The organism is Pseudothermotoga elfii DSM 9442 = NBRC 107921 (genome assembly GCF_000504085.1).
GTDB classification, from domain to species: Bacteria; Thermotogota; Thermotogae; order Thermotogales; family DSM-5069; genus Pseudothermotoga_B; species Pseudothermotoga_B elfii.
Map to the genome: position 1 here is coordinate 403,623 of NC_022792.1, position 20,705 is coordinate 424,327.

At 38.9% G+C, this 20,705-nt stretch carries 21 protein-coding genes; 6 read left to right on the top strand and 15 right to left on the bottom strand.

Annotated features, from left to right (window positions below; genetic code table 11):
• Window position 1: 1 nt before the first annotated feature.
• The 13 genes from TEL01S_RS01870 to TEL01S_RS01930 form a co-directional block, all read right to left on the bottom strand.
• On the bottom strand, window positions 2-364 hold the full coding sequence (locus tag TEL01S_RS01870) for a response regulator (protein ID WP_012002431.1): 363 nt from the start codon (window positions 362-364) through the stop codon (window positions 2-4).
• Window positions 361-2,952: a sensor histidine kinase gene (locus TEL01S_RS01875; RefSeq protein WP_051366145.1), complete on the bottom strand. Its 2,592-nt coding sequence runs from the start codon at window positions 2,950-2,952 to the stop codon at window positions 361-363. The genes TEL01S_RS01870 and TEL01S_RS01875 overlap by 4 nt, the downstream gene beginning before the upstream one ends.
• A 53-nt stretch (window positions 2,953-3,005) precedes the next feature.
• On the bottom strand, window positions 3,006-3,461 hold the full coding sequence (locus TEL01S_RS01880) for a Mut7-C RNAse domain-containing protein (protein WP_012002433.1): 456 nt from the start codon (window positions 3,459-3,461) through the stop codon (window positions 3,006-3,008).
• Window positions 3,462-3,567: 106 nt separating this feature from the next.
• Window positions 3,568-3,792 (bottom strand): DUF5320 family protein, encoded by a 225-nt coding sequence (locus tag TEL01S_RS01885; protein ID WP_028843437.1) that lies wholly within the window; start codon window positions 3,790-3,792, stop codon window positions 3,568-3,570.
• A 1-nt stretch (window position 3,793) separates the two neighbouring features.
• The gene (locus TEL01S_RS01890) at window positions 3,794-4,159 is read right to left on the bottom strand and encodes a helix-turn-helix transcriptional regulator (RefSeq protein ID WP_161632317.1); all 366 of its coding nucleotides are present in this window, start codon (window positions 4,157-4,159) and stop codon (window positions 3,794-3,796) included.
• Window positions 4,160-4,172: 13 nt separating this feature from the next.
• Complete coding sequence (locus tag TEL01S_RS01895; protein ID WP_028843436.1) at window positions 4,173-4,523, bottom strand: NifB/NifX family molybdenum-iron cluster-binding protein; 351 nt, start codon at window positions 4,521-4,523, stop codon at window positions 4,173-4,175.
• A 373-nt stretch (window positions 4,524-4,896) separates the two neighbouring features.
• A complete protein-coding gene (locus tag TEL01S_RS01900; protein ID WP_028843435.1) occupies window positions 4,897-5,814 on the bottom strand; it encodes a sugar phosphate isomerase/epimerase family protein in 918 nt (305 codons plus the stop codon).
• A gap of 59 nt (window positions 5,815-5,873) precedes the next feature.
• Window positions 5,874-6,818 carry a substrate-binding domain-containing protein gene (locus TEL01S_RS01905; RefSeq protein WP_028843434.1) on the bottom strand — a complete coding sequence of 315 codons (945 nt, stop codon included), beginning with the start codon at window positions 6,816-6,818 and terminating at the stop codon, window positions 5,874-5,876.
• 35 nt (window positions 6,819-6,853) lie between these two features.
• Window positions 6,854-7,792 carry an ABC transporter permease gene (locus TEL01S_RS01910; RefSeq protein ID WP_198407824.1) on the bottom strand — a complete coding sequence of 313 codons (939 nt, stop codon included), beginning with the start codon at window positions 7,790-7,792 and terminating at the stop codon, window positions 6,854-6,856.
• Window positions 7,793-7,806: 14 nt separating this feature from the next.
• Window positions 7,807-9,297, bottom strand: coding sequence for a sugar ABC transporter ATP-binding protein (locus tag TEL01S_RS01915; RefSeq protein WP_028843433.1), 1,491 nt, complete (start codon window positions 9,295-9,297; stop codon window positions 7,807-7,809).
• Window positions 9,290-10,327: a Gfo/Idh/MocA family protein gene (locus TEL01S_RS01920; protein WP_038051232.1), complete on the bottom strand. Its 1,038-nt coding sequence runs from the start codon at window positions 10,325-10,327 to the stop codon at window positions 9,290-9,292. The genes TEL01S_RS01915 and TEL01S_RS01920 overlap by 8 nt, the downstream gene beginning before the upstream one ends.
• Before the next feature lie 15 nt (window positions 10,328-10,342).
• Window positions 10,343-10,972: a PIG-L deacetylase family protein gene (locus tag TEL01S_RS01925; protein ID WP_028843431.1), complete on the bottom strand. Its 630-nt coding sequence runs from the start codon at window positions 10,970-10,972 to the stop codon at window positions 10,343-10,345.
• Window positions 10,969-11,967 (bottom strand): LacI family DNA-binding transcriptional regulator, encoded by a 999-nt coding sequence (locus TEL01S_RS01930; protein WP_028843430.1) that lies wholly within the window; start codon window positions 11,965-11,967, stop codon window positions 10,969-10,971. Before TEL01S_RS01930 ends, TEL01S_RS01925 begins: the two co-directional genes overlap by 4 nt.
• Window positions 11,968-12,248: 281 nt before the next feature.
• On the opposite strand from TEL01S_RS01930, the gene obgE reads away from it, so the two are divergent.
• From obgE to TEL01S_RS01960, 6 genes are read left to right on the top strand one after another with little or no spacing between them, the layout of a single operon-like run.
• Window positions 12,249-13,550, top strand: coding sequence for a GTPase ObgE (obgE, locus tag TEL01S_RS01935; protein WP_028843429.1), 1,302 nt, complete (start codon window positions 12,249-12,251; stop codon window positions 13,548-13,550).
• The gene (gene nadD, locus TEL01S_RS01940; protein WP_028843428.1) at window positions 13,534-14,127 is read left to right on the top strand and encodes a nicotinate (nicotinamide) nucleotide adenylyltransferase; all 594 of its coding nucleotides are present in this window, start codon (window positions 13,534-13,536) and stop codon (window positions 14,125-14,127) included. The genes obgE and nadD overlap by 17 nt, the downstream gene beginning before the upstream one ends.
• Window positions 14,128-14,155: 28 nt before the next feature.
• Entirely contained in the window at window positions 14,156-15,073 is a 918-nt protein-coding gene (locus tag TEL01S_RS01945) for a tRNA dihydrouridine synthase (protein ID WP_012002445.1), read from the top strand.
• 15 nt (window positions 15,074-15,088) lie between these two features.
• Window positions 15,089-16,459: a Do family serine endopeptidase gene (locus TEL01S_RS01950; protein ID WP_012002446.1), complete on the top strand. Its 1,371-nt coding sequence runs from the start codon at window positions 15,089-15,091 to the stop codon at window positions 16,457-16,459.
• 31 nt (window positions 16,460-16,490) lie between these two features.
• Complete coding sequence (locus TEL01S_RS01955) at window positions 16,491-17,150, top strand: hypothetical protein (RefSeq protein ID WP_028843427.1); 660 nt, start codon at window positions 16,491-16,493, stop codon at window positions 17,148-17,150.
• 13 nt (window positions 17,151-17,163) lie between these two features.
• Window positions 17,164-18,765, top strand: coding sequence for a PEGA domain-containing protein (locus TEL01S_RS01960; RefSeq protein WP_012002448.1), 1,602 nt, complete (start codon window positions 17,164-17,166; stop codon window positions 18,763-18,765).
• Between the two features lie 21 nt (window positions 18,766-18,786).
• Here the strand turns inward: TEL01S_RS01960 and TEL01S_RS01965 are convergent, their stop codons facing one another.
• Window positions 18,787-19,428, bottom strand: coding sequence for a CBS domain-containing protein (locus TEL01S_RS01965; protein ID WP_012002449.1), 642 nt, complete (start codon window positions 19,426-19,428; stop codon window positions 18,787-18,789).
• Window positions 19,429-19,472: 44 nt separating this feature from the next.
• A complete protein-coding gene (locus TEL01S_RS01970; protein ID WP_012002450.1) occupies window positions 19,473-20,480 on the bottom strand; it encodes a DUF2330 domain-containing protein in 1,008 nt (335 codons plus the stop codon).
• Window positions 20,481-20,705 lie beyond the last annotated feature (225 nt).

Sequence of the window (20,705 nt, forward strand, 5' to 3'; positions counted from 1 at the left end):
CTCACATTTGCAGAAGTTTCTTGACTGTTTCTTTCAATTCAGTCAGATCAGTTGATTTGACCACGTATGCATCCGCAGCCCACGAAGCAAGGTCATATTTATAATGCGAATAAGCAGTCAAAAGAATTATTCTTAGTGCAGGATATTTTTGTCTCAGAATGCCAGCGAGTTCTATGCCATTCATTCCTGGCATTTCGATATCAATTGTGGCGAGATCAAAATCATCTGATTCGATCCTTTTCAGCGCTTCTTCTGCATTTGAAACAGTTTCCACTTTGTAACCAAGTTCCTCAAGTTCTTCACTTATGAGCAATCTCAAATTTTGCTCATCATCAACGACAAGGATTTTAGCTTCTTTCATCATTCGCCCTCCCTTTTTATTGGGATTTCAAATTTAAACTCAGTTCCCTCTGGCTTCGATTCCGCCCATATGCGCCCCCCGTGCTCATCTTCTATTATTTTCTTGCATATGGGGAGGCCGAGGCCTGTTCCGTAAGTTTTCGTTGTGTAGAAAGGCACAAAGATTTTTCTCAGATTTTCTTCAGATATAGGCTCTCCTGTGTTAAAAACGGAAACCAGTACTCTATCCTGGTCCTGTTGACTTTTTAAGATAATCCTACCACCTTGCGGTGTCGCTTCTATGGCATTTTGAACAAGATTTATCAAAACTCTCTTTATTCTGTTTCTATCAGCCACTACTTCTTGCAAAGGCGAGAGCATAAATTCAAGGTTGATTTTATTTCTGGCAGCTTTTTCTTGCATAAAAAATGCTACTTCCTCTATCAATTCATTTATTTGAAATTTGCTTTCATCTATATTTCTTGCGCTTCTGCTGAATTCAAGTATTTCTGAAACTATATTCTGCAAATTGTCCACTTCGTTACTCAGTATGTTGAGGTATCGTTCTCTTGCCTGTGGATCTGAAATGTTTTTCTTCAATCTGTTAAGGAAACCTCCTATAACGGTTATTGGATTTCGTAATTCATGCGCAACTCTTGCTGACATTTCTCCCAACAGTGCTAATTTTTCTTTGTCTTTTCTTTCCTGTTCGAGCAAGTACTGGTCGGTAACATCTTCAAGCGTTACAATAACACCGTTCATTGATGAACCTGCTATATCCCATAAGGGAGAATATTTTGTATCGAAAAACCTCTCCCCATTTGCAGTTTCTATTCTATATCTGGAAAGAGTAATTGTTTCACCACGCTCAAAAACTTTCATTGCAACACCAAATACATCCTGAAATGCCTCACCAAAATCTGTGTATGCGCTTCCAATAACTCTTTCCTTTGGCAATCCAAGCAATTGCTCTACTCTTTTGTTGCATTCTAAAACCTTTCCTTGCCTATCAATTACTATGACGGCAGTTGTAAGGTTTTGAAGAATGCTCTCGCTAAACTTTCTTAGATAATCTATCATATTTTTTTGTTGTTCAAGGCTTTCTGTTTTTTTCCTCAGCTCTTCGTAATTTGTCGCATTTTCTATCGTTAATCCTGCACTATCTGCTATAATTTTCAGAACTTCTGTGTCGATTTCGGAAATTGGATTTCCTGTGAATTTGTTGTCCAGTATGAGTACACCTATGGTATCCCACTTTCCTATCAATGGGACAACAGCGAATTCCTCTGTCTCCAGGAGATTGGTTAGATCTTTAACGGCTTCTCCCATACTTTTTGCAAGTGGCGGGGTTATATGGATCAGTTTTCTTCTCAGAACCACTCTTTCAAACACCGGGTGATCTTTGTAATGAAACATTTTTCCCTCTATTTTTTTCGTAAGTCCATTAGAAATATCAAGCATAAGCGCCTCTTCTCGCAGGTATTGAGAAAAATCGCCGTAACTCATCGCTCTTCTTTCAGCTTCTCTCCATATTTTTGTTATATCTTCCTCACTGGATGGGCCTAACCAGATTTTTCCGAACAGGGTTTCTGTCTTTCTATCACGTAAAAGTAATAAAGCTCTGTTGAAACCAAGACCCCTTCCCGAAGTCAATCCCAGAAGAAGGATTTTGTATACATTATTGGGATCGTAACTTGCCCTCATAGCATTGCTTATATTGTGAACCAGATCCATTTTTTTCAGATAAAGTTGCTGTTGTTTGATCAAATCCTCGTAACGCTTTGTATAGCTTTTGAGCTTCTCAATTTCTTTCTTGAGATTATTTTGATACTCGAGCCTTGTATAAGCGAGTGAAATACGCCTCGCTACTTCATGCAACGTTGAGAGGTCAAATTCGTCAAAACTGTATCTGGTTCTGTAGCCTTCTTCTGATATTTTGTTAATAGCGATCAGAACTCCCAGAATTCTGTCTTGCAACCTGAGAGGCACAGCTATCAATGATTTCACAGGAATGCTTGCAAAATCTATCTGTGTTTTTATGTTTAATATTCCACTGTCTGATTTTTCTATCTTTGATATGAACGGATGAGATTGTGGAATACTTTCTATCAAAAGTTGATTTCTATCGATGCCAAATCCAGCTGTAAAAACATAATTTTCAGAGATCTTCTCGAGGAAGAGTACCATATCAGCTCTCAGAATTTTTGCCACTACCTTGACCATTTCTTTTTTCAACTCATCCTGATCATCATAGCTATAAAAAGCATCTGTCAGCTGACTCATGTTGTGGTATCTTTCTGCGGTATTTTCAAGCTCTGTGAATCTATCAAGCCACCACAGGGAAAAAGCAAGCTCCTCAAGAAGATTGTCAATTGCTGGTAAATTTTTTGGATTTCTCAGCGCTATAGCCCCTGTAAGCTTACCGTTGTATTCGAGTTTTATTGCATGCGAATCATTCATCAAGGTGTTTGAATTTATTTTCAATACTCCGATTTTTTCATGCTGATGGGTTGTCCCGACCAATCTGAAATGATCTTTTTGGCTTTCGTAAATAAACAAATCGCAATGCTCGGCATTAGCCTGAGAACAGATTATCTGGGCTATTTGAGACATAGCACCTGTCTTATGTCCTTTCTGAAAAAAATCAGCAACCAGGCCAAATACTTTCAGAATCCCAACCTCCTGAATTCTTCAAAAATATGCTGCACGTGTGTTCCTTCCCAGTAAACTCTCCCGCAAATTGGACAGGTATAAAAAACATCTTGTGTCTCCTGGACATAAAGCGGAACCTTTTTTCTTATCTGCTCGTTGCTTGATATGACAAGATCAACATTGCATAAACTGCATCTCATCATTATTTTATCTTTTTTTCTCAAATCAAAAACTTTTGATAATTCCACTAACTGATCTCGCCACATTTCAGAGTTAATCAGGAAACTTTTCAAACCTTTTTTGATTGCTTTTCTGTGTAAAGTTTTATCCCTCGTGATCAAAATTCTTCCCGTTTGCTGACATAGCTGAAGAATGGCTTCTTCTTTTATGTTGTTTATATACATGGTGTCAAAGCCAAGCAGTCTTAACTTTTTAGCCAGCTTTCCCAGCATTCTGTCAACAAAAAACATACCGATCTCCCCATTCGGTTTAAAACAATTATACTCAAAAAATCCGGAATCCGGAAAGAAAAAAGCGGGCTGAAGCCCGCTTGAGGATTCCATATTTGAAAATTATTCATTTTGTTTGCAATTCGTTGATTCTTGATTCAATCTGACTCAACTGATCTTTCAGAAGCTCTGCCTGAGTTTTTAAAAAATTCAGTTCTTGATCTCTTGTCAATGATAAAGACGGTGAGAAACCTGGATACCAGCACCTGGGAAGTCCTCCTCGACCTCTTCCCACATAAGGCCAAGCTGGAGAAAATCCTCTGAAGCCACATCCTCTTATATATCCATACATTTCACTCACCTCCTTCTGCTTCTTTTATTAATTTTTCCATCATTTCTATATCTCGCTTAGCTTTCAGACACCATTCTCTTAAAAAACCTTTGCCTGTATCAGTAATGGTATAAATTCTTCGAGCCGGTCCGGTTCCTTCAGTATTCCAGTCAGAGTCTACCAGCCCGTGCATTTCCATCATTCTTAAAGTCCTGTATACGATGCTGGGGTGTAATAAGCTCGTATCTATGCCTATAGACTCTAAATCTTCAATCAATGAATAGCCGTGAATTGATTTCTTTTTAAGGATTATTAATATTGAAGGAATCAGCATCTCTCCTGAAAATAGAAACTGTCCACCGCACCCTCTACCTCTTCTACCTCTCATCAATTTTCTCCTTTCAATGAACATGACCTTCTGTCATCTCTGGAAGTTTACCTTGCTTATATTCAAAAACAGCTTCTTCAACAGTTTTTGCAATAGTTTTCAGAACCGTGATTCCTGCCTGGTGCAAATTATCAAGTGCCTTCTGCCCCATACTGTGAGCGATAACAACAGATGCGTTATGATTTATCACGACATCTATAGCTCTTGAACCACCATGGAAATGTTCCCCTGTGTTTGCAATGTGCTTCACATCAATTTTTTCGTCAGTAAGCTCAACAATTGCAAAATAAGGCGCTCTTCCAAAATGTTCGGAGATTCTTGATTTCAGACCATTGTTATCCAGTGCTGGAATTGCTATAACCATGCTATCTCCTCCTGTTATTTTTTTCATATATAATTTTAGCATCTATGTGCATATTGTCAATATATACACATGTATACATTGGTAATTGTCAGAATTGTAGAAAAACGCGAAGTTTCTGTGGAATTAGACCTATCCCAATTTACGAGGGGATAATTTCAGACAGATCTGCCGTGCAAGCTTGCCCAATATATAATATACGATTTGCAAAAAACTAACTTCCAGCAAAAAGCAGCTCCTTAAGGCAAAATAGGTCAATTTTCATTTTCTTTATGGCTTAAAGAGCTGTTAACGGAACTTAGCCCAGGCTAACATTGTAACAATAAGATTTCTTTTGATTTAAATTGTTAGTATCTACAAATCTTTCTTTTATGGTCTAAAATAATTTTCTGAGGAATTCATGACCCATCCTTAGTCCTATTTTTGATCTCTCAGTTTCGCCAGCCCAAACAGGGTCTTCATGTTCAATGCTTACGACAAAATCGTATCCTGCTTTTCTCAATGTTTTTGAGAGAGCTTCCCAATTTATTTCTCCTAAACCTGGTAATCTGTAAATCCACCAGCTTTTTCCGTGAAGGTTTGTTCCATAGTAACCAAAGATGCCCTGTTCATATAAAGTCTGCCTATTTATTTCAACATCTTTTGCGTGCACATGAAAGATTCTTTCACTGAATTCCTCAATTACTTTGATATAATCGATACCAAGCCAGAATAGATGGGACGGATCGTAATTCAATCCAAAGGAAGCTGGTGTTATTCTGAAAATCTCTCTCCATAGCTGTGGTGAATAAAATATATTACCTACTTTTTCGTGTTCTTGCCAACCTACCATAGGACAGTTTTCTATCATAAGTTTCACATTTTTGCTCTCAGCGTAAGCTATCAGTGGTTTGAAAACTTTCTCAAATTCTTCGAAGTTCTGCTCAACAGATTTGGTTATATCTCTTCCAATAAATGTACCGACTAACTCTACTCCGAGCAAACTGGCAGCATCGATAACTTTTCTCAGATGTTCATTTATTTTTTTTCGTTTTTCCAGATTTGCATCTAAATTGTTATCATAGTACGCTAAGGATGATATGATCATGCTGTTTTTTTCAAAAAGAGCTTTTATGCGATCTATTTTTGATTTATCGAGCTGGTCGACATCAATAGTTGTTGAAGAAAAATCCCTTTCATTTACCAAAGGCCAGGTGGCTACCTCAAGTGCCTCAAAGCCTTCTTTTGAAGCCCATTTGACAATCTCTTCAATGCTGGTATTTCCAAGAGCAACTGTTAAAAAACCTATTTTCATAATTTGACCTCCTTGAAACATAGGGTCAGGCATTTGCCCGACCCTTTCTGAAAATTTGTTTAGAAAACAGATTCTGGGAAGTAGTAATCTTTGGCATTTTCTTTTGTGACAGTTTCGGTTGAGAGGATGATTTTTCTTGGAATGCCTCTCTGGTAGAATCCGTTCAGATGTTCCCCTTTGAGGGCCATAACGGCAAGATTAATTGCCGTAGATATCATATTGGGTGGATAAGTAAAATCTACTCCGATTAACGGATGACCATCCATGATCATCTTAACAATGTTCTTCTCACATGCTCCGCCAACAAGGACGATATTTTTGTCTCTTCCTGCTTGCTTTAAGGCGAGTAAGACACCGTGAAGCATATCGTCATCTCCAGTCCAGACTGCGTCTATATTCGGAAATTTTGTGAGCAAAGTTTGCATGATTTCAAACGCTTTTTCTCTGCTCCAGTATCCTGGTTGTTGAGCTATAATTTTAACATTTGGATATGGTTCAAGTGCTTTCTTGAAAGCTTCGACTCTCTCCGTGTTTATCGTTGATGGGATACCTTCGATAACCACTACATTACCTTTTCCTCCAAGTTTTTCAGCAATGTATTTGCCGGCTAAATATCCATACATATAGTTATCTCCAGCAATATAGACGTTATACTCTTCAGAGTTAATTCCCCTATCAACAATTATTGTGAAGATACCATCTCTGAACGCCTGAACGCATATGGGAGTTAACGGAGCTGATTCGTATGGGTTAATCACAAGAGCGTCTATTCCTTTTGCTAAAAGGGCCTGTACCTGAGCAATTTGCTCACTTGGTTCTTTCGCGGTTACAAGGTAGAATTCAACGTCTGGGTCGTTTGCATACTGTTTGATTGCATATTGAGCCCACCAGACCATGCCGCCTGTCCAACCGTGGTCCGCTGCTGGAATTGCAACCCCTACTCTGAATTTCGCAAAACTGAGAATTGTGACAATCAAAAGCACGAAAATCAGAACTTTTTTCATGAAAACACCTCCCTCTAAATTGCCCTATCGGGCTTTTATTGTTCTTTGAGATTTTGAAGAAGTACTGCACCTATGATTATCAATCCTTTAACCATACCCTGAAGGTAAACAGCTACGTTTAACATAACAAGCATGTTGTTTATAACGCCAAGAATAAGTGCGCCAAAAAATGTACCGATAACATTTCCCTTTCCTCCGCTAAGGCTTGTTCCTCCTATAACAGCAGCGGCTATTGCATCAAGCTCAAAGTTATTGCCGGTTGACGATGAACTGACAGAACCCATCATGGAAGACAGCAAAACAGCCGAAGTCACCACTGATATACCACTAATCACATATGTCATGGTTCTCACCCAATCTACTTTTATGGCTGAATAAATGGCTGCTGTTTCATTTGCCCCTACTGCATAGACATATCTTCCAAATCTGGTTTTATCAAGCAGAATGTATGCAAATATTGTATAAGCTATAAAAACAATCATTGGGAGGGGCAATCCAAGTATGTGTTTCATACCGATGCTTGAGTACTTCTGCGACATGCTCATATAAACTCCGCCATTTGCAAAATTCAACACTAAGGATCTGTATATTGCCATGCCGCCAAGAGTTGTGACAAAAGCAGGAATTTTGCCTTTTGTAGTGAGCAAACCTACTCCAAAACCCATGACTGCACCAAGTACGTAAGTCAAAAATATTGAGAAAACGACAGACAAATTGCTATCTCCAAATTTGTTGACCATGGTGATTGCAAAAGCCCCCATGAGTGCTACCATAGAACCAACCGACAGATCAATACCACCGGCTATCATCACAAAAGTTATTCCGACTGCTATAATCCCAACGTAAGATGTTTGCCAGAATATGTTCAGTATATTTCTCCTGCTCAAAAAGGCAGGACTCAATATTCCAGAAAATATCATCAATGCGATGAGTACGAAAATAATTCCATATTTTGAAAAGCTGAATTTTGGCAAGGTCTTTATGAAAATCACCCTCCTTTAAGGCCTGTTGCATAGTAAATCAGGTTTTTTTCATTTATTTCATCTCCGGAAATTGTGGCCGCAACGGTCCCGTTTCGCATAACAATGACTCGATTGCAAAGTCCTATTATTTCAGGTAATTCAGAGGAAACAACAATAAATGTAATCTTAAGCTCTCGAATCATATTGCTCATTATTTCGTAAATCTGATGTTTTGCATTTACATCCACACCGCGTGTTGGCTCGTCAAAAATGAGAATATTTGCCCCGGTTTCAACCAATCTGGATATGACAACTTTTTGCTGGTTTCCGCCGCTCAATGTACCCACTGGTTGCCATGGACTTCGAGCCTTTATATCGAAATTCGCCTGGTATTTTTTGAAAGCTTCGACTTCTTTGTGATTGTTCAGCAGAATTTTTGAAAATTTCTTCAAAGACATCAAAGTTGTGTTTTTAAATATTTCCATTATCGATATAATTCCTGATTGCTTCCTGTCTTCCGGCAAATAGGCTATACCAAGTTTTTTTGCTTCTTCAGGATTCTCTATTTTTACTTCTTTACCGAAAACTGATATCTTGCCATTATGTTTTCTCAGGCCTATAATTGCTTCCATCAGTTCTGTTCTTCCGGATCCAACAAGGCCGTAGAAACCGAGTATTTCGCCTCTGAAAACTTTAAAACTCACATTTTTGACACATTCATCTTTTGTTGTAATGTTTTTCACCTCAAGCGCAATTTGTTCAGATGGTGCAGGTTTTTCTGGGTACATCTTTCCCAGATCTCTGCCAACCATAAGCTCTGCTATCTGTTTTTCAGTAAGCTCTTTTGTTTCGCATTGATGTACTTTTCTACCATCTCTTAAAATAATCAGCTCATCTGATATACTTTTTACTTCCTTCAATTTGTGTGAAATAAAGACAACTGTAATTCCAGATTTTTTCATATCAAGTGCAACCTCGAATAATTTTGAAATCTCTTCGTCAGTTAGCGATGAAGTTGGTTCGTCCATAATCAAAACTTTAACTTTCTTCGAGATGGCTTTCATTATTTCAACCATCTGTTTTTGAGCTGGTGAAAGTCTTGAAACATAGGAAGCAGGATCAATATTAAGTCCCAGTTTTTTTATATACTGCTCTGTCTTTTCGATCATTTTTCTTTTGTCTATTAGAAAGCCGCGTTCTATCTCATTTCCCAAAAATACGTTTTCATAAACCCTCAAACTTTCAACAAGATTGAGCTCCTGAGGTATCAATATAATTCCTAATTCTTTTGCCTTGAGTGGATCTAAAGATACTTTCTTTCCCTCGAGAAAGATATCTCCTTCAACTGGCTTAAGAAATCCGGATAATATTCGCATCAGCGTGGATTTTCCGGCCCCATTTTCCCCTACCACACCGTATATCTTCGATTTTTGAAAATCTACATCTATATTGTGCAAAACTCTGACTGATGAAAAATCCATGCATATATTTCTTGCGGATAAAACCGCTTCAGACATCTATGATTACTTCTCCTTTCTTCTGGAATGATTCTGCTATTTTTTCAATTATTTTTATGGCTATGTATCCATCTTCCGGTTTCACTATGGCTTTTTCCATGCCAAGGCATACTTTTGTGAAATGATCGACCACCGGTAATTTCCAGTACGGATCTTCATTGGTAAAAAGTGGTTTCATATTTATTTCTCCGTGAAACTTCACAGGTTTTTCCAGATATATTTCAATTTTTGAAGGATCTGTCTGCCCCACTTTCATCGTTCCTTTTTCACCGTAAATAACTATGTAGTTTTCCTCAAGACCTTTAGTGATCCAGTTTGCGTCGAGGGTTGCCAGTGCTCCGTTTGAAAGTTTCAAGATGGCGCATGCTATATCCTCGACATTTGCCTTTTTCTCCAGAGTATCTGTAACAGAAACGCATCTTATGATATCTAAATCTGTTATGTATCTTATTAGGTCTATTTTGTGAACCCCGAGATCCCCAAGTGCACCAAAAATAGCCGAATCTTTTCTAAAAAACCATCCAGCAGTGGGCGACCAATTTTCGGGCCCTGAATGGGAAAACATGGTTTTAACTAAGCGTATCTCACCGAGTATTCCAGACTGTACTATCTCTTTTGCTTTCTGATGGTGCGGAAAAAATCTTTGCGAATGATTGGTCATAAGCACTTTTTTATTTTCTCCAGCGAGCTTAACCATTTTCAAAGCTTCCTCGGAATTGGCTGCCATTGGTTTTTCTACGAGTACGTGCTTGCCTTTTTCCAGAGCCTGAAGAGCAACTTCAGCATGCAGAGAGTTAGGAACTGCTACAACCACGGCATCTATATTTTCTTTGTCAAGTAATTCCATGTAATCGGTGTAAAAATGAACACGATGGTCGTTCAACTTTCTTTTAAAAAAATCAAGTCTTGCGGCATTTGGATCAGAAATAGCGATTAGTTCAGCATATTCACAGTTATATATATTTGGAACATGAAGTACCTCTGATATCTTTCCGGCTCCAATGACGCCAAATCTTATTTTTTCAGCCACTGAAAACACCTCCCGTTAAATTCTGGCGATATCCAAGAGCTTTTTTCTAAATGGAGCAAGTGGAAATCTCGAACCACAATGTTTAAAAACTTCAGCAAAGTCACATCCTACCTGAATTCCTCTGAACCCGGGAGTATAGACTACAGATGGCATTATCTCTTTTAAAAACACTTTTTCATCAAAAGCATCTTTCATCATTTCTATGGCCTGTTTTTTGTGATCAAAGAAATCTGTTATATCGATAGCTATATCAAAATCAAAATTCAAACTCGATGCGGGGATTTCAAAAAGATACACCTCTTTTTCCTCTTTTCTTGCTATCTTTAAAGTAATTCGACCGACCAGCTCGTGATCATAAAGTATCTCATTCTGCCAGTGTGTGAAGACAATATCTGGTTTGAGTTTTTTGAAGAGCTCCTCAATTTTTCTGGAAAACTCTTCTTCGTCAATTTCTCCATATCTGTAAGGAAAGCTCAAAGCTTCTACACCAAGGTGGTGCATTGCATCTTCAAAACCTGATATCCTATCTCCACATGCAGATACAACCCAGATTTTGTGCCCCAATGTACTCAAATTTTTTAATGTTCCCCCCATACCTATAACTAAATCATCGCTGTGTGCCGCTGTTACAAGAATTTTCTTCATTGGCTTTCTCTGCCTTTCAGACTTGATTGTCTGATAACCAGGTGTGGAGAGAAGACATAGCGTTTTATTTTAAGATCTTTCTTTATAAGTTCAAAAAGAAGTTTTGCAGATATCTGCCCCATTTCCTCTACTGGCTGATGAACAGAGCTAAGAGATGGTGATATTATCTCGCATAAATTTTCATCATCATCGAATCCAACAATTGCAATATCTTTTGGAATGTTCAGGCCAAACTCTTTAACGGCTTTCATGGCGCCCACTGCGACTAAGTCGTTCATACAAAAAATGCCATCCACTGTTTCTCCTTGTTTGAGGATTTTTTTCATATTTTCATAGCCCTTATTTTCATCGTAACCTGTTGCAAATATTCTTGGTTGAAAGCCACTTTCTCGCATGGCTGCCTCATAACCATTTGCCCTTTGCAGAGATACAAACAACTCATGTGTGCCACCGAGATGAACAACATGTGTACAACCATTTTCGATCAAATGTTTTGTTGCACTGTATGCACCATGATAGTTATCCAGAACGATTGAGACAACGTTTTCGCATTCGTAATCCTTGTCAAAAACAACAACAGGTATGTATTTAGAAACTTCCAAAACCAGTTCATCATTAACACGAGAATTTCCAATAATTATTCCATCAATGCCAAAAAATCGTGCATTCTTGATCAATTTTTCCTCCCGTTCGAGGTTCCTGAACGAATCCATAAGTATAATCAAAGCATCCTCACCGCATGTTTTCTCCACACCTTTGGTAAGTTTTGCAAAAAAAGGGTTAGTTATATCTGGTACAATTAGCCCTATTGTGAGAATTCTTGATCTGCGAGCCATCGTGCGTGCGTGGTAATTTGGAGTGTATCCAAGTTGCCTTGCCACCTTCAATATCTCCCGGCGTTTCTTCTCGCTAACTCTCCCTTTACCATTCAGCACTTTTGACACGGTGGAGATGGAAACATTGGTCAAATTTGCCACGTCTTTTAACTTAAACAAACTAAAACACCTCTTTTAATAAGATGAGCAAACGTTTAACCACTTATGTCACATAAACGATACCAGAAATCAAACGTTGATCAAAATATCGATATAGATATTTATTTGCTTTTTTAATCTATTTGGGGAAAATAATTTCTTTGAGGGTAATGAATCGAATTATTTCTCCGATTTTCTTCTTTTTTCTTTTGTTAGCCTTATTTTCTGGTTTAAGATAGAATAATTTTCACCATTTTATGTTACTGTAGTAAAATTTAATGACACAGTGAGGAGGTTTTTCGGTGCAGAAAGAAGATTTTGTTGATAGGGTTACCATATTTGTGAAAGCCGGCGATGGTGGTAATGGAGCGGTTAGTTTCAGAAGAGAAAAATACGTTCCAAAAGGCGGGCCAGACGGTGGAGATGGTGGGGACGGTGGATTTGTTATATTGAGGGCTAATGCAAATCTCTCGACGCTTTTAAATTTCAAACATCAGAAAAAATTCGTTGCTGAGAATGGTCAGCATGGAAGGGGCAAAAAACAGTCTGGAAGAAGCGGGAGAGATCTCATCATAGATGTTCCTGTAGGAACTGTGGTTAAAGATGCAGAAACTGGGAGAATTATCGCTGATCTGGACAGACATGGAATGATGGTTTGTGTGGCAAGAGGGGGAAAAGGCGGAAGGGGAAATACACATTTTGCTTCAAGCACCTTCAGGGTTCCACGAATTGCGGAGCACGGAGATGAAGGAGAGTCTATGTGGCTTGTGCTCGAATTGAAACTGCTTGCTGATGCTGGGTTAATAGGTTTTCCAAACGTTGGTAAAAGTTCGCTGATAACAGCGATGAGTAATGCCAGGCCGAAAATAGCGGACTATCCTTTCACCACTCTTGTGCCAAACCTCGGTGTTGTAAAAATCGATGAAGAAAATGAGTATGTACTTGCCGATATACCTGGTTTGATAGAAGGGGCAAGTGAAGGAACCGGACTTGGCAATTTATTTCTAAGGCACATAGAAAGATGCAGTGTTTTGGTACATGTTGTTGACATTTCTTCAACCGATGGTAGAGATTTCATAGCCGATTATGATGTGATTATCAAAGAGCTTGAAAAATACAGCGATTATGTTGCGAAGAAACCACAGATTCTTGTGGCAAATAAAATAGACCTTCTGGAAAAAGATGAGCTGAATAGGAGAATAATAGCTCTCGAAAATCATTCCGGCCAGGAGGTTTACCCGGTTTCTGCCCTTCTCAGGATAAATATCGAGAATCTGAAGAAAAAAATCTATGAACTGATAGGAAAGAGCAAACTTCATTTTCAGATTCAGGCTCCTCCTGCGTTCGAAAAACCAAAGCCAGTGCGTAAAAGACTTGAAATGAAATTTGATTTTGAGATAACAAAAATCGAAAACGGTTTTGAAATTGGTGGAAAGCATATTGAAGCGTGGCTCAATCGTTACCCACTTAATCAAAAAGATGCCATGGCACGTTTTCTCGAGGTACTCGAAAGGAACGGCTTGAGCGAAAGATTGAAGGAGATGGGGGCAAAAGATGGTGATACAGTCTGGATCGATGGGTACAGTTTTGAATATAAAGAATAGGATAGGCATCTTCGGCGGATCGTTCAATCCCCCTCATATAGGTCATCTCATAGTTTCTCAATATGCAATCGAGTTGTTGAAACTGGATTTGCTTTATGTTGTGCCAACTTACATACCACCGCACAGGCCGAATAACCTTGCCCCATTTGATAAAAGATTTGAATGGTGTAAAATAACATTTGAAGACCCGCGCATAGTTGTGTCCGATTTTGAGAAAGCTCGCCAGGATGTATCTTATTCACTTTACACAGTAAGATATTTTGCCCAGCTTCATAAAACAAAACCATATTTCATTACTGGAGAAGATTCTCTATCTTACATAGAAAAGTGGTACAGATATCAAGAACTTCTTCAAAATTGTTTTTTTGTAGTTTATCCGAGATTTTGTGGCAGGCCTTATGAAAGAAAAGCAAAAAAAGTGCTTGGAAAATTGTACGAAACGATTATTTTTTTGAAAGCACCACTTGTACAATTAAGCGCGAGCGAGATAAGGGAAAGAATAAAAGAGAAAAAATCGATCAAGGGCATGGTTCATCCTCAAATAGAAAAGCAGGTGATAGAGTATTACTCACTTTGAATATCCAGGTTTTGCCGGGCTTGCTCCCATGGCAGGTATCACAAACAGAGCCTTTAGAAAGATCTGCACCTTTTGGGGTGCACAATTTTCATTTACGGAGATGATAAGTGCAGAGAGCGTTGTTAGAAATTTCAAAACAGTCCAGAGAATGCTTCCAAAAGACGAGCCAAATGTTGCAGTTCAACTCTTTGGAAACGATCCAAAAACATTGGCACAAGCTGCAAAGATCGTTGAACCTTATGCGGCATGGATTGACATAAACGCCGCGTGTCCTGTGAAGAAGGTGATAAAGAAAAATTCTGGTGGAGCTTTGCTCAATGATCTTGAAAGACTTGAAAAGATCATAGGATCTGTCAAATCATCTGTTCAAAAACCCGTGACTGTGAAGATAAGAATCGGCTTTGAGAAAAATATTCTGGATCAGATCGTACACAGCTGCATAAAAGCAGGCGCCGATGGGATAGAGGTTCATGGAAGAACCGTTGTCCAAAAGTACAGTGGCAAGGCTTTTTGGGATTTAAAACTCTCACAGTATGGCATTTCCACTGCTGTGAGTGGAGATATTTTCGAAGCCGAAGATTTTCATAAAGCACTTGAAATGTCTGGTGCAAATTCAGCCCTTATAGCCCGCGGAGCTTTGAGAAAGCCATGGATCTTTGCACAGATCACTCAGAAAAGAACTCCAAAAATCACAGAAATCAAAGAGACATTCACAAAACATCTGAAGATGCAAATCGAGGATGAAGGAGAAAGGTCCATTTATAAAATGCGACAGTTTGTAGCAGGCTACACACATGGCATGAGGGGTGCAAGGGAATTCAGAGAAAAATTTATGAAACTGAACAAACCAGAAGATATGGAAAAAGCCATAGAGGAATTTTTTAATAGTTTTCTAATGAACGAATGTAACAATAAAATAGTCGAATGGATTGAAGAACAGTCTTGATAGGAGGTGTTGCACATGAAAAAGCTCTTCTTGGTTGTGTTGATGTTAGTTGCCAGCATGGTCAGCTTTGGCTATGTGAATCCAGATTACCAGAGCCCTGTAGTGGCTGTCGTTGAGCAGTGTGCACCTGCTGTAGTGAAGGTAGAAGCAGTCAAGTACACCACATCGCCTTACTTCGATCCATTCATGGAAGAGTTTTTCAAACGTTGGTTTGGTTACAATCCATTTGGTGGCACTCAGGAAAGTACAAGTCTTGGATCTGGTTTCATCTTTGACAAAGAAGGCTTGATACTCACAAATGAGCATGTTGTGGATGGCTCAAAGGATATAACGATTACACTGCTCGACGGCACAACTTACAAAGCAGAGTACGTAGGTGGTGATGAAGAGCTTGACATCGCTGTTCTGAAAATCAAACCCGATAGAGACCTGCCGGTTTTGGAATTTGGAGACTCGGACAGTTTGAAAATAGGTGAGTGGACAATAGCAATAGGAAATCCGCTTGGTTTTCAGCACACTGTTACTATAGGTGTTGTGAGTGCAACAGGGCGGCGCATTCCAAAACCAGATGGCTCGGGCTATTACACAAATTTAATACAGACAGATGCGGCCATTAATCCGGGCAACAGCGGCGGACCACTTTTGAACATCCATGGCCAAGTGATAGGAATAAACACCGCGATTATCAACCCGACAGAAGCAGTTAACCTTGGCTTTGCCATACCTATCAACACAGTTAAGAGATTTATAAGCCAGCTTGTCGAAACCGGCAAAACTCAAAAAGCATACCTTGGTGTGAGAGTCATGACCGTTACAGAAAACCTTGCAAAGGCGATGGGCTTGAAGGTCAATCAAGGTGTGCTGGTTGTCCAAGTGCTTGAAAATTCTCCCGCCGAAAGGTCTGGTTTGAAAGAAAACGACGTGATTGTGAAATTCGACAACGTTTCTGTTTCAACAGATGCAGAACTCGTTTCTTTGATCCACAGCCACATACCGGGTGATACTGTGAAACTGTTAGTAAACAGATCTGGAAAAGAAATCAACCTGACAGTTACCCTTGGCTCCTCAGCCGAAGAAGGAGTTGAAACAGCGCAAGCCGCTCAGGAATTTCTGGGTATAGTTGTAGATGAAATCACAGACTCAGACAGGGAAAGTTATTCACTTCCAGCTTCACTCGATGGTGTGATAGTAAGACAGGTGAAAAATTCAGCACAAATTCAAAAAGGAGATGTGATATACCAGATTGCAGTGAATGGAAAAAACAACACCATCAAATCTGTTAATGACTGGAATAACATCGTATCAAAGATTAAGCAGGGAGATTTTGTAGCAATCTTTGTCTATCGAAAAGGCGCAAAGATGATCTACAGCTTTACATACCGCTGATGTTTTTTAAAAAACTCGAGGGGGTGGTTGAATGAAAGGCGTGAAATGGTGGATTCTGCTTTTGGGAGCACTATTTCTCTTAGTCTTGATCTCCTGTGGACCGACATATTCTACGATATCAAGCCTTGCACACCACGTGGTTGAAGTGACTGCAAATGACAATGACAGCGATCTGAAAGATCTCGCTTCATGGTGCGACACAAAGAACATACTAATGCTCTGGTATGAACTTGATAATCAACCACAGGGATTCAATGACAGAAATGCTGTTTTTTCTGGTGCTGCAGCAGATAAGAATGTATATACAGACAATCAATTCATTGCCAACTACGGTACCACAAGTCTTAATGGTGTCGAGACAGCCATAAACAATTACGTGAGCAACAATAATCTCAGTGGTTCTTTGATTTTATTGTTAAGGGCGCAGGATCTTCTTGGAACTGTGTATGATCTCATAATTGGTGAAGATGGTCAGACGAAGGCAGCGATAACAAACTATGTTCTTGTAGAGTTTGAAGAAATCGATAGCACAAACCATCTTTACAAAGTGAGCAAGGTTCGGGTTGATCAAGATTGGAAAAACTTTACAGTTCCGAAGAATATTTCTGTAACTGATCTTGCAAACAAAGGATTTGCGTTCTTTAGAATTGATGATGATAAGGTTGTAGATGCGCGGGTTATATATCCATGAAGGGGGGATATGAATGAGGAAGACGTTACTGGTGGTTTTAGCCCTTATAGTTGCAGCAATGAGTTTTGCAGATATGCAGCTTAAGAATATAATCATTGTTCCTAAGCCAAGCGAGCTTGAAGTAAAGGTCTGGCTCAACAAGCCTGAAGGTTCTGTCTATCAAGTGAATGAGTCTTTGAACATTTTTTTCAAAGCAAACAAGAGCTGTTATATTTTGATCTACGATATCAGAACTGATGGGAAGATAACGCTTTTGTTCCCAAACAAATATGATTCAAACAACTATATTGCACCGAATGTGACCTATAAACTTCCCATATCAAACCTGTATTCGTTCAAGATAACTCCGCCGGAAGGCAAAGAGTACATTCAGATAATAGCTTCTACAACCTTTCTGCCGATCATTCAACAGCTCAAAAATCTTGGTACAACTCAATCTTTCCCGCTTTTGTCTGAAGATGCGGAAAACTATGTGCAAAAACAGATCATGCCATATCTTACAGGTGAATGGGCGAGCGATATCACCTACTTTTATGTTGGAAAAGCTGCAAGAACGGGTATAGCGCAGCTTGAATCTAACCCGTCCGGTGCCTATGTGTACGTAGACGGAAAATACATTGGAAGAACTCCTGCACGAGTTGAGCTCGATGAAGGCCAGCATTTTGCTACTTTCTACTATGAGAACGATGCTGTTACTGAAACATTCTTTGTTACAGCAAACAGGACTGTTGTTGTAACAGGTAACTTTGTTAGAAAAACGATGCTCAATATAACAACCACACCGCCGCGCGCCCAAATTTTCTTAGATGGAAATTACGTTGGTTTGAGCCCATTGGAGATAGAGATTCAGCCAGGTCAGCATACGGTGCTTGCCACGAAAGATGGTTACAAACCTTTCCAGCAAAGTTTTTCTGTTTCAACAGGAGAAACGAAAAATATAAACCTGACACTTTCACCAATTTCCGCCCAACTGAATGTTTTCACAACACCTTCCGGTGCATCGATATATGTAGATGGAAAATATGTTGGAATAACCAGGCCAAGTGGCTTGAATGTCGATGTTGAGCCGGGTACTCATACCATCACGGCGAGGCTTTCAAATTATGAAGATGCAACACTGACAATTAATGTTCAACCTGATGAAGTCAGGACGGTGAATATAACACTGAGTCCCGTTGTTAGGACTGGAACATTGAATATTTTTACAACCCCAGTAAATGCTTCAATTTATGTAGATGGAAAATATGTGGGAGTAGCAAGCTCGAATGGCTTGACGATTGATGTTGAAGCTGGAACCCATAGAATTGTTGCAAGTTATCCTGATTATGAAGATGCATCTATAAATGTACGTGTGAATGCAAACGAAGTAAGGACCGTCAATCTTACTCTTGAACCTGTTGTCAAGGTAGGGACTGTTAATATAAACACCACACCAAGCAATGCCATGGTTTACATCAATGGTTATTTGAAGGGTGTCACGCCACTGAAAATAGAGCTTGATTACGGTACCTACCAGCTTGTCTTGCTTAAAGGTGGATATTATGTAGAAGTGATGGACCTGAAAGTCAACAAGCAAAATGTAACTGTCAGCACGACATTAAGAATTATCCAGTAGAATGAGAGGGGACTTCCCCTCTCATTCTCTTACATCTATTATTGAAGCAAACGGCATGCCTTCAAGAAATTTTCGCTCAAATTCCTGCTTGTACAGATCCCTGACTTTGACAACCACGTTATACTCATCTCTGGATTTTTCATAAGTTGTAACTGCTATTAGGTTTCCACCACACTGGTACATTAAATAAAGTATTTTTGACAAAATGCCTGGTACATTTTGAACTCGGAAAACATATCTTATACCATTTTCCCGGGCTCCAAGCATATTTATGAAAACTTTGAATATGTCAGTTTCTGTGACTATTCCGACCATTCTTTCGTTCTCAAGCACAATGAGTGAACCAATCTTTTTATCTGTCATGATTCGTGCAGCTTCTTCTATAGGTGTGTTTGGGTGAACATGGATAACATCTTTTTTCATTATCTGCTTGATTTTGAGTTTACCGAGCAAACTCGTTAATTCCCACACATCAAGTGTTGTTGCCTGCGATGGAGAGGCTGACAGTAAATCTTTTTCAGTAATTATTCCAACAACTTTATCATTTTTCACAACAGGAAGTCTTCTCACGCCACGTTTTCTTATCAATTCCATAGCTTCGGAAAAACTCGCATCTGGAGAAATTGTCACAACATCTGTCGTCATCACGTCTCTGACAAACACTATTTCACCCCCGGCACGAAAATTATACCCCATACGAAGACATGCTATTCTTCCTTTTTCCATCGGGAGAAAATATCTTTTTCGATGTCTTCTTCGTCTTTAAAAATATTGTTAAATGGGTCATAATCAGGTGCAAGCTCAACTGCATATGGCAGAGTTTTCGAAAGATCAATAAATAAATCATTATTAAATTTGTAATTATCGGGATAACTTATTCTTATGAGCTGAATGATTGTTCTCTTGTCTTTAAAGAAATTTTCTGCGTTTGGATAAATTTTGTTTATATCGTAGATAGCTATATTTGCCGACGTAGTTGCCCTTGTTGATGCTGGATATTCTGGAAAACCTTCATATTCTTCGAATGGTGTTTGAGATGGAAAACAAACAGTCCATGGGGTGATAAGTATCAGATCTACTTCGCCCTGATTTTTGAATGTATTTGTAGTCTTGAGAGGATAGTAAATTTTTCTATTTTTAAACCTGTACATGATAGGTTCTATTAAATGAATATTTTCTGAAACTTTAACTAAATCAAAGACAAAATAAGTTATATTTCTTTCTACGTAATCTTCGATTATTTTCTCAATCTCAGGATACTCTTTTTTGTAAGACATGCCATTCTTTTGGAAAAAATCATTTACCCACTCTCGAAATTGAAACCGGTCATTAATTTTAATAATCGTTATGTCATGGGCTCCGAGTCTTTCATGAAAACGCATCTCAACTCCTTGAGATGATAAACCACCCTTGCTCATCTCAAGGAGTTGCAATTTGTACTTTTTAATCAATTCCGAAGCAGTTTCAAATACCTTTGGAAAAGCCAGGTCTACCTGTGGTTGAGATGGAAAGGGAATAAAACGCACGATAATTGTTTCTTTATCTGCCACGAGATCTGTGCTTAATATGAGGATTTCTTCATCGCCATTGTGAAAAATAATGGCTTTTTGGGAATTTTCATTGATTACTGCATCTGTTGCATGGATTGCTCCCATATCTGCATAAATTTTCAGAGCAATGGTTGAAAACAACAAAATGAGAAATTTTTTCAGCATAAATATCCCCCCTTGTGTCATGCTCTTGCTTTGAGATTTCTAATATCTATTGCTGAAATTATAGCACTGAAAAACAATTGCTGCAAAAATAAAGGGGCTTGCCGCCCCCAAAATAAACTTTATTTTCATCTTATACAGTGGCGAATTGTTCAGATGCATCAACATCAGCGAGAATCACCATTCACCGCGTGGAAAGGCGTAATCGCTCTTTGAGTTTGGCCAAAA